Consider the following 13,122-nt stretch of genomic DNA (forward strand, 5'->3'; position numbering starts at 1 on the left):
CAAAAAAATGCGATAGCGGCTTAGAAGGGCTGATAGATTAGCCCTTACCTTTGACCATTAGAGCTTCATACAGCCTCCATTTCGCTTAAATTCGACCAATTACTCCTTGGTGCTATAATCTAAAAAAGCAGCTAAGGCAATCAAAACGGCCACTTTGCTCTGTAATCAGGTGTCGGTTTGAAGCGGAATGGAGCGTCAGTTTGAAAAAGGAACGTGCGGCCATTTTTCCTGAATACCCAATCTAAGCTAGAAAGTAAATCTGTCAATGACATATTCAAAAATTTTGAAATTCTAGATACATCAGATAAAAAAGAAATAGTGAGTTTATTTCCACCCCAAAGAGTTAATTTTCAGATAGGTGCACTTTTTATACAGCCAGAAAGCACATTCCTAAAATTTTATTAAAAAGGAAATAATCATGGAACCCAAATAATATGAAAAATGAAATTTCAAGAGAAAAAAATGTCAATCAAACGAGCAACATCTATTCTTGCGAAGAATAATATTATTGTTGATGAATACGAAGCGAATGCTATTCTAAATTTTTTGTATTTGATAGCTAGAAACTGTCAAAAATATAGCGTAAACCTTTCGGGAGCATTGAACACTCAAAATGTAACTAGATAGTGTTGCAATAAATTCTACTAATGTAGAATACTTAGGTCTTGTTTTTTAAAAGTTTGCAATTCAGGCATTTAGGTTCATAAAAAAAGGAAACAGAACATGTAGTTCGTTTCCTTAAGTACTCGGGGCGGGAATCGAACCCGCACGCCTTTGAAAGCACAGGATTTTAAGTCCTGCGTGTCTACCAGTTCCACCACCCGAGCATTAGCCTGTTCCGAAATCCTTCGGTAGGTTAACTTTAAAATAAATGCCTTCTGGTAGGAAGGCATTTAGAGCGAAAGACGAGATTCGAACTCGCGACCCCGACCTTGGCAAGGTCGTGCTCTACCAACTGAGCTACTTTCGCAAATTAATACATAGTGTTGTATTCCTTTGGGGTTGCAAATATAGGAATTAAAGTTTTTAAAGCAAAAAAATAAAATAAATTTTTAGGATGAAATTCTTAATGCTTAAAAATCAGCGCGGTAAATTTCTTGAAATTAGGATTTATAAGGTTTTTTGTTGTTCTGGAGCTTAATGTAGGCCTTCTCGGATGTAGAACTTTTCAAGTTTATGTTTGTTACCTAATGGATTATCTATTCTAATAGCGTTTGTAATCGTTGCTTGTGCCAAAGTAAAAAGGTTTATAAACTTTAATATATGGATAAATTAAGCCAAACCAGAATTCAATTATTACACCCTGATTTAAGGGCTTTAGCAACAGAGACTTTTTCTAAAGCCGAATTAAAGTTAACGGGTAGGGCACAAGCCAGAATAACTGCTACTTTGCGCACGTTTGAGGAGCAAGATGCTTTATATAAATTGGGCCGGACTGTGGTTAACCCTGATGGCAAATCGAAAAGTAAGCCGATGGGAAATATTGTGACTAATGCAAAGGCAGGTCAATCGATACATAATTATGGTTTAGCGATGGATTTTGTGCTGCTTATAGATGGTAAGGAAACTTCGTGGAATATGGTTAAAGATTTCGACGAAGATGATATTGCCGATTGGACAGAAGTAGTTGCCGTTTTTAAGGCCAACGGCTGGGAGTGGGGAGGTGATTGGAAGAGTTTTAAAGATCCACCACATTTTCAATTCGATTTTGGTTATACCTGGCAACAATTGCAGGCCAAATGGAATATTGGCGATCAAAAAAATGGTTATGTCAATTTAAAAAGAGCTGCGCTAAACGTAGCCAACCTCTACAGGGCAAAAGCAGCTTTAAACCTTAGAACAGGACCATCTATTACTTCGAGAAAGAAAAAAGTTATTTTAAAAGGCGATTATCTTAGCGAAATTTCGAGAGAAGGCGAATGGAGTAATGTGGTTTTTGAAGGCATTAAAGGATATGTTAATAATAGATATCTGGTTAAATGATCAAAACGTAGAACATTAAATAAATTAAACCGCTAATCTATATTCTGGAAATTATTTCCAAATCAACTTTTACCATGCTTTTATTCTAAAATTCTTAATTAAATGTAATATCGTCAAATGGTTTTACCAGCGGTTCTGCCCTGGTATCATTAGAGGGGATGAATAAAACCAAGGTTGGAAGCATGAAAGATCCATCCTTGGTTTTGTTTTAGGATATTAATCAACTTAAATTAACCGTTTGTACATGCTACTGTCAAGTCCCTGTTTTTACTTAAATGATGTATGGACTATAGAGATGTACAGGTATTACCCGAAAGTGTAGCCCCTGCGCCATTGGAAGCTGTAACATTTGCTTTTACTGTTGAAGCATTAAGCACAGTAAGGCTGTAAGGCGGAGTGAAAGCCGTTACACCATTACCTGTAGTATTTCCGGTGACAGCGGTAAATATATTGTTTTTCACCTGAAGCGCTGTTGCACTGTTGTTCATCAGATCGATCGGGATCTTAACATTTTCGAATACATTCGACTCGATCAACAGATTTGATTCGAAACCAGCCTGGATACAGTTTTTGCTTGCCGTGCTGTTAAAGTAGTTGTTCACTAGATGTACCTTGCCAAACCTTACTCTTGGCATCCTGCCAACGCAGCCCTGGGCCCACCAGCAGCGTACAAAAGTAATACGGAAATGCCCCCTGTCCGAAGTAACATCATCACCTGAGCCAATCAGGTTAGAAAAGCGATGATCATCTGATCCCCCTGGGCCACCTGCTCTTGGTGCTTTCAGATAGGTGAATTTACAGTAGGAAACTGTAATGAAATCGGAAGCAGCCTTGATGTCAAAGTTTCCGTCAACGCCGTCTCTGAATTCACAGTGGTCTACCCAAACATTGGTAGAAGCATCTAAGGTAACATTATCCCAGCCGTCAACATCGTAAGCGCCCGGACCTTCAAAAATCAGGTTCCGGATAATTATGTTTTTGCATCTTTTTACATACATTATCCCTGAGCCGGCCTTGGTCTGATCAGCTGAAACGATCTTTGCACTAGTAGACCCAAAGAGCGTTTTTCCGGTCTGGTCCTGAAAGGAAATCCTTCCGCCAGAAGGTACTGTTATTGTGCCATTGACCTGGATTACCTTGATTGCTGTATTTTCTATTGCCGACTTTAACGATGCATAATTTGTAACCACCGTGGAGCTGACTTCTCCACCGCCGGTAGTGCCGCCGTTTTGCGATGCCCAGGCTTTGGCATAACATATAGCTTCGGTTGTTGCAAGGTTCGGAATGGTTTGGTCGGTTGAAAGTGATGTGTTATTAGTTTCGTCAGTCAGTTGAGCCGACTTTTCGCAGCTGAACATCAGCATAGGGATGCTAATAGCCATTAAATAATGGCATAGATTTTTGTTTCTCATTTTTGGTTTTTTTTGGTTAGAATTTTTTACAACAGGGCAGAAGTTTTTTTAAGCACATTTGGTTAATATTCGGTTGTTGTATTATTTAAGTTACATAATGTATATGTTTAATTAGTGTTTTTATGTCTAAATATTTGTGCAATCGTTCCCGTTATCGTTTGCGTAATGCTGTATCTATTGATTTTTACCATTAATACATCAAAAAAAGATTGATTTCCATTGAACGGCCGCATAAAAAATTATATTCTTGGCCATTATTTATATAGCATAGCTTGTATAATATTATTGCATTTTTTTAAATTTATCAGGTATCGTTTTTAGCCTAAATTCCTTTCTGATTTCTGCTTTATTAAGCTCCGCAAACGATTGCACAAATAAATAATCCAATTTACTGCAGGCTCTGATTAAAACTCCGTAAGATTGTTGGGTATGTTGTTCGGTGCTGGATTTCAGGTCTTTGTGCCGTTTGCATCTAACTAATAATTAACATGTATATCGAATTTTAGGATTTGATGTGCTATTGAAAACCTAACCAAATATTATGATCAAATTGTATCTATCGTTGGCTATGTGCTGTCTGCTTTTTTTTACTGCTACAGCGCAGAACCGTACCGTTATCGGCCAGGTATCAGATGCCAAAACCGGTGAAACCCTTATTGGGGTGAGTATACTCCTTAAGGGCACTACCCAGGGCACAAGTTCAGACGGCAATGGGAAATTTAGCATAAGTGTACCAGACAACACTGCGGTGCTCATTTTTAATTACGTGGGTTATGCAAACCGCGAAGTAACTGTGGGCGAACAGCGTCAAATTAGTATCAAGATGTCGCCAGACGAAACCAACTTGAACGATGTTGTTGTTATTGGATATGGAACAGTAAAAAAACGCGATCTTACAGGTGCTGTTGTATCTGTTAAGGGGGATGATATTGCTAAAGTGCCTTCGGCAAATCCGCTTGAGTCTATTCAGGGAAAAGTACCGGGTGTTGATATTACCAGAAGCAGTGGCTCAGCTTCATCGGGCGTTAATATTAATATTAGGGGTACCCGTTCCATTTCAGCAGGAAACGGTCCGCTTATTATTGTTGATGGTGTGCAGTACGGAAGTTTGCAGGATCTAAATGCGAACGATATTGCTTCAATGGAAATACTCAAGGATGCTTCCTCTACTGCAATATACGGATCGAGAGGTGCCAATGGTGTAATCCTGGTAACCACTAAAAAAGGGATTTCCGGACAAGCCGTTGTATCACTTAATTCCTATTACGGGATCTCGCAGGTTGCACGGTATCCGGGTGTAATGGATGGCCAGCAATTTGTTGAGCAGCGCCGCCAGGCCTATCGTACCACAGGGAACTGGGCCAGCCCTGCCGATGATATCAAAATCTTTAATTCGGCCGAATATGCAGCCGTTCAGAATAACCAGTTTACCAACTATCAGGATCTATTGCTCCACGATGGAAGCCAACAGGATTATCAGCTCGGTGTTAGGGCCGGAACCGAAAAAACCAAAGCCTACTTTTCGCTCGATTATTTAAATGAAAAAGGACTCCTCAAAAACGACAGATCGGCACGTTACTCGGCGCGGTTAAACCTCGATCAGAACATTGGAAAGTATTTCACAACGGGGATGCAGGCACAGTTTACCCATTACGAGATAGATAACCGAAGGGATCCCTTAAACCAGGCCAACAAAATATCGCCTTTGGGTGATGCTTTCGACGCACAGGGCAATTTTATTGTCTATCCGCTTGCGGGAACTTCTGTGAATCCCCTTGCAGATGAGCAACCAGATGTATATTCCGGAAAATCGATCATCAACCGTACACTCTTGTCTGCTTATATGGAACTAAAACCAATAAAAGGACTTGTAATCAGGTCGAATGTGGGCGCAAACCTGAATACCGACAGAACAGGTACGTTTGCCGACCGGTATTCGATTGACAGGAATGGTTCAGTTCCAAAGGCCGCATATTCGGCTTCGAACAGCCATTTAATCAATATTGAAAATTTTGTAACCTATAACAAAGAAATAAAAGATCACTCGTTTACCCTTACAGGGATCAATAGTATGCTTTTTAACCGGTCTGACAATATCGCTGCATCGGGAGAGAACCAATTGCTCAAATCGCAGCTTTTTTATGCATTGGGCAATACCCAGAACCAGGCTGTTACTACTGCCTATAACATGAGCAACCTGATTTCCTATGCCGGAAGGATTAATTATGCCTATAAAGGGAAATATCTATTAACTGCCACCGGACGAACTGATGGCTCTTCTAAACTTGCAGAGGCCAATCAATGGGCATTCTTCCCTTCGGCTGCTGTTGCGTGGAGAATCAGTGATGAGAAGTTTCTGAAGGATAGTAAGGTAATCAGCGATCTGAAAGTTAAATACAGTTATGGTATTGCGGGAAGTGATAATATTGGCGCATATTCTACCCAGAGCAGCCTTTCGAGGATAGCTTTCGGCTACGATGAAACATCTGTTCCGGCCTATACCTATTCTCCAAGGATCGGAAATGTTGATCTAACCTGGGAAAAGACCAAAACAAGTGATTTCGGGCTGGAGATTGGATTGTTCAAAAACAGGATTACGGCAACTTTCGACTATTATGATTCTAAAACTTACGACCTGCTTCTTAACAGAAGTTTGCCTCCAACCGATGGTGTAACCACAGTAACCCAGAATATTGCCAAAACAAGAAACAAGGGGATTGAGATTTTTATTTCTTCGAAAAACCTGGAGGGCAGGGATTTCAAATGGTCTACCAACCTCACCTTTAGCAGAAATGTAGAAAAAATAACTGAGCTTGCTGGCGGGGCACAATCGGATGTGCTCAACTCCTGGTTTGTAGGCTCACCTGTACAGGCCTTTTACGATTATCAGAAAATCGGGATCTGGCAAACTGGAGAAGAAACAGAAGCTGCAAAATATGGGCAGAAGCCGGGCGATATACGTGTGGCCGATCTCAATAACGATGGGAAAATAGATGCAACCAATGATAGAAAGATTATTGGCACCAACAGGCCAAAATGGAGCGGAGGGCTTGAAAATACCTTTAGTTATAAATCATGGGACCTTAATGTATATATTTTTGCCAGAATTGGACAGACCATTTATCCAGATTTTTTAAGAAGGTATGATCCGCAGGGCGTTGCCAATAGTACAACTGTTATCAACTACTGGACCCCAGAAAACCCGAGCAATGATTATCCGCGTCCCAATAAAAATATTTCCCTGGCCTCAACGCTTTATTCCTCATCCCTTGGTTATGTAGATGGGTCTTATGTAAGGCTGCGCAACATCACCCTGGGTTATACCGTTCCAAAAGAAGTTATCCAGAAGAGTTTTGTTAAAAGCCTGCGTTTATATGCTACGGCAAGAAACCCATTCACCTACACCCGCTCGGCATTTTTAAAGGAGTATGACCCTGAAAGGGGAGGATCGGAAAATGCACCGATGACCAAACTATATACCTTCGGACTGAATGCAACTTTTTAGAAAATTAAAGGAAAACATGATGAAACAATATATATTTAAAGGATTGCTGTTGTTAAGTGTACTCACATTTACTGCATCCTGCCAGAAATCGTTAAAAGAATATAACCCTTCGGGAATTACTGCCGAAAGCGTTTTTACCACCCCGGAAGGATTCGAAACATTGGTAAACGCGGCCTATTCCTACCAGCGCTGGTGGTATGGAAAGGAAGAAGGGTTTGGCCTTTCAGAAATGGGAACAGATCTTTGGATGAGCGGTGCCGGTGATGTGGCAACCGACCTTACCCAGTACATTAACCTTCAGGGAACAAATGGCGCTATTACCACAGAATGGCAACAGCTTTATGCTGCTGTGAATCTTTGTAATACAGGGGTCAACAGAATTTCCGGCGCTGGTCTGTCCGCTACTGCACGTCCAATAAGGGAGGCGGAACTCAGGTTTTTAAGGGCATTTTATTATTGGCATATTGTGGAGACCTGGGGTGGAGTACATTTTTCGCTTGCAGAAACCCAGGGCGTAATTACCACAGCAAATAAGACGCCTGTTGAAACATTTAACAAACAGATTATTGATGACCTGCTTTTTGCTGTCGAACGGCTTCCAGTTACAACCACCGATTATGGAAGGGTTACAAAACCTGCGGCCCAGGCATTTTTGGCAAGGATGTACCTTACCCAGAAAAAATACACTGAAGCAAAGGCCATGGCACTTGCTGTAATTAATGGTGGGTATGGTTTTACCTTGCTGCCTAATTATGCAGATTTATGGAAAATGTCGAACCTTAAAAACAAGGAAGTGGTATATGCGGTAAACTATGCTGTAAATCTTTCCCTGAACGACCTTTCCGATCCGATATTAAATCCGCTTGGGCACAGTAGGGGGAGCAATAATGGTCATATGCTTTTCGCCATGAAATACGACGACCAGCCAGGTATGATCAGGGATATTGCCAACGGCCGGCCGTTTAACAGGTATATGCCTACAAGGTTCCTCCTGGATCTTTATTCTGATAACGATGCGCGGTATGAAGGTTCATTTAAAACAGCATGGTTTGCAAACGGTACTTCGAGGCCTGCTGGCATGGCTATAGGAGATACCGCTATATTTGCAACAAAAAAGGTGTATGCACCAGCAGGCAAACTTTATAAGATATACGACCGGAATGCGGTGTATAATGCAAACGGAACGGTGAAAGATCAGTTACATTATGTATCGTTAAATAAGTTTGATGATCCCACCAGAACGAGTGCAAATGAGGCACAAAGTGCACGGGACAGTTATGTAATCCGCTTTGCTGAGCTTTATCTTATTGCCGCCGAAGCAGAATTCAATCTGGGAAACCCCGATCAGGCTGCAACCTATTTAAATGTTGTGCGTACCAGGGCAGCTAAGGCAGGTAAAGTTGCCGAAATGCAGCTTACGGGTAGCCAGGTAACCTTAGACCTGATCCTTGATGAAAGGGCAAGAGAATTTGCCGGTGAACAGCTACGCTGGTTCGACCTCAAACGAACAGGTAAACTCATTGATAGGGTTAAGGCTGACAATCCAAATGCCGCCGGGGGAATACAGAATTTTCATCTGGTACGCCCCATCCCAAGAACACAGGTAGATGCGGTAACCAATAAGGACGAATTTAAACAGAACCCAGGTTATCAGTAAGTTTTTTCCCAGAACAAACCTTCGGGAAATTTTTACCTGTTTTGGATCTATATTGAAAAAATGCCGCTCTCAAGCGGCATTTTTTTGTTGTTTTCCTTCTTATCGTTCGTTCATTGGAAAGATTGAAAGGGTGTTGTTGGCCAAACCAGTTCATTTAGTTCCTTTTTTTCTAACCGGTGAACAAATCAAAAAATGCACATCGCTTAAGGGTGTCGGGTAATCTAGCAACAGACAGGTTGTTGAAGAAATTCATCTGTTTGCAAATTGTATTTTGCCAAGAAAAATCTTACTTTGGGGATATATGAAAAACGCTTTTCTGCTCTTGCTTCTCGGGATATTCATTAATACTAAATCCTTTGGGCAACAATATGTGATCAATGCTCAAATTACTGGTTTTGAAGATGGTACAAAATTTTATTTAAACGATGTCACCCTTGATACTAATATTGATAGCGCAATAATCAAAAACAATTTTTTAAGTTTTAAAGGAAAACTCAGGGCAGAACCCCAATCTTTATGGGTTACCACAAATGCCGGACAAAAGTTTTATTACTTCACATTGTTGATGGGAAATGAAAGGATCAATGTAAAAGGAGATATCAAGGATTTTCCTTTTGATCTGCAAATAACGGGTTCAAAAACTCAGGACATGCACAACAAAATGATCGACCTGACTAAAGAAGGTTATAAGAAGCGGAGCAGATTGGTAGAAGAATACCAGGCCTTGACTGGGGATAGTGCGAAATCAAAAGGTAAGGCAATATGGAAGGTTATCGCTAGGCTGGACAGTTTGGATATGCTCACTAGGATGGATTTTGTGAAACAGAACCTGAACAGTTATGAAGCACTCGACGCCTTGTTCTACCTTAAAAGAGATTTTTCAAAAGACACCATCAGTAAATTTTATAACGCACTGAATTCAACGTTCAAAAACACTTCTTATGCAAAGCGCATCAAAACTTTTTTGACCGTGGGCGATGCTCTTGAAGTAGGGGATGTTTATGCTGATTTCAACGGTTTTGATAGGGATGGAAAGCGCCATGCTTTATCGGAAATAAAAGGCAAATATGTATTGCTGGATTTTTCATCCACCTACTGTGGCCCTTGTGTAGAATCGGTTCCCGAATTAAAGAAAATCTCACAGGCATACCGTCAGGAACTGGCCATAGTTTCATTTTCAGGTGACACCGGTAAAGAAACCTGGTTAAAGGGTGTAAATAGAGACCAGCCGCAATGGCTAAGTCTTTGGGATGGGAAAGGATTTTATGGGGAAACGACCATCAAGTATGGTATTACGGGCTATCCAACATTTGTACTTATTGATCCCAAAGGAAAAATTGTATCCAAATGGTCGGGATATTATGACGGTGCTGTGCTGAAGGAAGTTCAGAATCAACTCGCCAAAAAACAATAAGACATATCAAATCTGTATATCGCAAATAAGTTTTGCTGTTGCAAAGGAAAAGATGTGCTGATGATGACTTAGATCGAAATGTCACATTTTCTTTTCCTACATCACTGATATCGTCATACTGTGGTTAAATAATAATCGTTATTTTAACGTTTGTTTTTTATATTTGATAACACCAAATATATAGGCCATGTCTTTTTTCAAATCTTTGATCCTTTTAATATTATTCATAGCAGTTGGCCCTTTGGCTTTAAATGCGCAAGAGGAGGTACAGCGTAAACAGCTCTTTGATCATGATTGGAAATTTAATCTGGGAGATGTTAAGGGCGGAAGCAGTTTTGAATTTGATGATCAGCATTGGAGAACGCTCGATCTGCCACATGATTGGAGCATTGAAGGGAAGATTAGTCCGAAAAATCCAACTGGTGGAGACGGAGGTTTTTTTCCATCGGGAGCAGGCTGGTATAGAAAGAAATTTATGGTGCCGTCTGATTGGAAGGGGAAGCTTATTTCCATAAACTTTGAGGGAGTTTACATGAATTCAGAAGTTTTTATCAATGGAAAATCATTAGGCACCTATCCTTATGGATATTCTGCATTTACCTACGATCTTAGTCCATATCTTAATTTTGGGAAACAAAATGTAATTGCGGTTAGGGTAGATAATTCAAAACAGAAAAACAGCCGTTGGTATAGCGGCTCCGGCATCTACCGTCATGTGTGCCTGGTGGTAACAGGGCAGGTTCATATTCCCAATTGGGGGGTAGGAATTTCTACGCCTGAAGTTGCCGAAAAAAAAGCCATTGTAAAGATTAAAACAAGGGTTAAGAACGAAACCGCACTACCCAAAACGGTTACGGTTCAGACCAATCTTCTTGATCCAGGGCTGAAAAAGTCAGGTTCAATACAAACCCAGGTCAGGTTAGAAGCGCATAGTGAAAAGGAGGTAATACAGGATATACAGGTAGAAAAACCACTTTTATGGTCGCCCAAAAAACCTAACCTATACCGGGCTCAAATTAATATTATCTCCAATAAAAAGGTGATTGATGGCAACCGGACAGATTTTGGGATCCGTTCATTAAGATTTACGACAGAGAATGGTTTTCAGCTGAATGGACAGACACTTAAACTCAATGGCGGCTGTGTACACCATGATAACGGTTGTTTAGGCGCCGCTGCCTTTGACCGGGCCGAGCAACGGCGGGTTGAACTGTTGAAAGCAGCAGGGTTTAATGCCATAAGAACTGCTCATAATCCCCCTTCTGAAGCTTTTTTGGATGCATGCGACCGCTTAGGGATGCTGGTTATCGATGAAGCATTTGATGGTTGGAAAACCGCCAAGAATAAATATGACTATGCCATGTTTTTTGATGATTGGTGGAAAAAAGACATAAATGCAATGGTGCTTAGGGATAGGAATCATCCCTCGATTATCATGTGGAGCATAGGGAATGAGATCATAGAACGGAAGGAACCACAGGCGGTACATACCGCAAAAATGTTGGTAGATGCTGTTCATGAAATTGATTCTACCCGTCCTGTAACCTCAGCAATGACTACCTGGGATAAGGATTGGGAAATATTTGATCCATTAATGGTACAGCATGATGTTGCTGGTTATAATTATCAGTTGCACAGGGCTATAGCAGATCATCAAAGAGTACCTTCCAGGATCATTGTTCAAACAGAATCCTATCCCAGAGATGCTTTTGCCAATTGGAAACTTGTAAATAACAATAGCTATATCATCGGAGACTTTGTTTGGACTGCACTCGACTACCTTGGCGAATCGGGCATAGGCCGTTATTATTATTCGGGTGAGGTACCCGGTGAGCATTGGGAGAATACTTTTTTTCCATGGCATGGCGCTTACTGCGGCGATATTGACCTGACCGGATGGCGGAAACCCATTTCCCATTACCGGAGCATGTTGTATAACGATAATGAAAAACTCTATATGGCCGTCCGTGAACCAGCCCCGGAACCATTGGAAATCAAAGAAACATTGTGGTCGGTATGGCCAACCTGGGAAAGCTGGACATGGCCGGGATATGAGGGTAAACAGCTTCAGGTTGAGGTTTATTCCAAATATCCTGTGGTTCGTTTATACCTTAATAAAAAACTGATAGGAGAGCAGGAAACCAGCATAGTTCAAGAGTTTAAGGCTGTTTTTACCGTTCCCTACGCTGCTGGAGAATTGCTTGCTGTTGGTGTTCAGGATAGTAAAGAAGTGAAAAAAGCCACACTCAGAACCTCGGCAAACACGGCGAGGATAAAGCTCACGGCAGATCGCAGTGAAATCAGTGCAAATGGACAAGACTTGGTATTTGTAACTGTTGAGCTGACCGATAAAAACGGTGTGTTGCAGCCAAATTCTGAAAACAGGGTAAATTTTGAGATTGAGGGTCCAGGGAAGGTTATTGGAGTAGACAATGCGAACCTGAAAGATGAAGATCCCTATGTTTCCAACTCACGTAGGGCATGGAAAGGGCGGGCGCTGGTGGTCATCAAAAGTACCAAAAGCACTGGAACGATAAAGTTAAAGGCAAGCGCTCCGGGCCTGGCCGATGCTGTGGTTGTAGTTCGCTCATCTCCAGAAGCAATTCAGCATACACTTCGTTATTAACTATAACGTATTGAAATTAAAAAAGAAAGGGTTGCTTCAAAAAGAGCAACCTTCTTCAAAAATGTGTAAGGTTCCCATTCGTACCCGGAGCGGGCATCGAACCCTTATGCCTTTGAAGCATCGCGACTTTAGGTCGGGACGTGTCCATCAGTTCCACCATCGACAACTAGCCTTTCGATATATTTACTGGTCTTTTCGACTTGATTTCAAGTTCTCTCTGTACAGCTTCTGCTCGACTAGGAAAATATTCTTGGTAAACAATAGTCCACGGACCTTTACCTCTGGTTGAAGTTACCTGGCCTTTATTATGCCGAAGAAGTCTTTTGTTAATATCTTCGGTATGCCCAATATAAAATTTCCCGATTTTCTCAGAATGTGGATCAATACCAAAAGTTGTGGAGGACGGTAAAAACAAATAGCTTTGCATTTTACTATTTCACTTTATATGACTTCCCCTGCAGCCTCTTTACTTAAATTGTTCTTACCAGATTTTATACTAGCAAACTTTACTATTACCGGTGTCAT

General features: G+C 41.1%; 7 protein-coding genes and 2 tRNA genes. 5 read left to right on the top strand and 4 right to left on the bottom strand.

The window, feature by feature from the left end; translation table 11 throughout:
* Positions 1–743 precede the first annotated feature (743 nt).
* Both AC1DNH_RS20165 and AC1DNH_RS20170 read right to left on the bottom strand, forming a co-directional pair.
* A tRNA-Leu gene (locus AC1DNH_RS20165) sits at positions 744–827 on the bottom strand.
* 70 nt (positions 828–897) lie between these two features.
* Positions 898–970: transfer RNA gene (locus tag AC1DNH_RS20170), tRNA-Gly, on the bottom strand.
* A 293-nt stretch (positions 971–1,263) separates the two neighbouring features.
* On the opposite strand from AC1DNH_RS20170, the gene AC1DNH_RS20175 reads away from it, so the two are divergent.
* A complete protein-coding gene (locus AC1DNH_RS20175; protein WP_477584793.1) occupies positions 1,264–1,983 on the top strand; it encodes a M15 family metallopeptidase in 720 nt (239 codons plus the stop codon).
* Positions 1,984–2,270: 287 nt separating this feature from the next.
* Here the strand turns inward: AC1DNH_RS20175 and AC1DNH_RS20180 are convergent, their stop codons facing one another.
* Positions 2,271–3,395, bottom strand: a complete 1,125-nt coding sequence (locus AC1DNH_RS20180) for a pectate lyase family protein (RefSeq protein WP_477610887.1) — start codon at positions 3,393–3,395, stop codon at positions 2,271–2,273.
* Between the two features lie 541 nt (positions 3,396–3,936).
* On the opposite strand from AC1DNH_RS20180, the gene AC1DNH_RS20185 reads away from it, so the two are divergent.
* The 4 genes from AC1DNH_RS20185 (at position 3,937) to AC1DNH_RS20200 (ending at position 12,597) form a co-directional block, all read left to right on the top strand.
* Positions 3,937–6,900, top strand: coding sequence for a SusC/RagA family TonB-linked outer membrane protein (locus AC1DNH_RS20185; protein WP_477625603.1), 2,964 nt, complete (start codon positions 3,937–3,939; stop codon positions 6,898–6,900).
* Positions 6,901–6,919: 19 nt separating this feature from the next.
* Entirely contained in the window at positions 6,920–8,557 is a 1,638-nt protein-coding gene (locus AC1DNH_RS20190; protein WP_477583028.1) for a RagB/SusD family nutrient uptake outer membrane protein, read from the top strand.
* 301 nt (positions 8,558–8,858) lie between these two features.
* A complete protein-coding gene (locus AC1DNH_RS20195) occupies positions 8,859–9,971 on the top strand; it encodes a thioredoxin-like domain-containing protein (RefSeq protein WP_477583030.1) in 1,113 nt (370 codons plus the stop codon).
* Between the two features lie 187 nt (positions 9,972–10,158).
* On the top strand, positions 10,159–12,597 hold the full coding sequence (locus AC1DNH_RS20200; protein WP_477609363.1) for a glycoside hydrolase family 2 TIM barrel-domain containing protein: 2,439 nt from the start codon (positions 10,159–10,161) through the stop codon (positions 12,595–12,597).
* A 166-nt stretch (positions 12,598–12,763) separates the two neighbouring features.
* Here AC1DNH_RS20200 and AC1DNH_RS20205 read toward each other — a convergent pair whose 3' ends face one another.
* Entirely contained in the window at positions 12,764–13,024 is a 261-nt protein-coding gene (locus tag AC1DNH_RS20205; protein ID WP_477586027.1) for a GIY-YIG nuclease family protein, read from the bottom strand.
* Between the last annotated feature and the right edge of the window lie 98 nt (positions 13,025–13,122).

Source organism: Pedobacter sp. 01N310 (genome assembly GCF_056399805.1).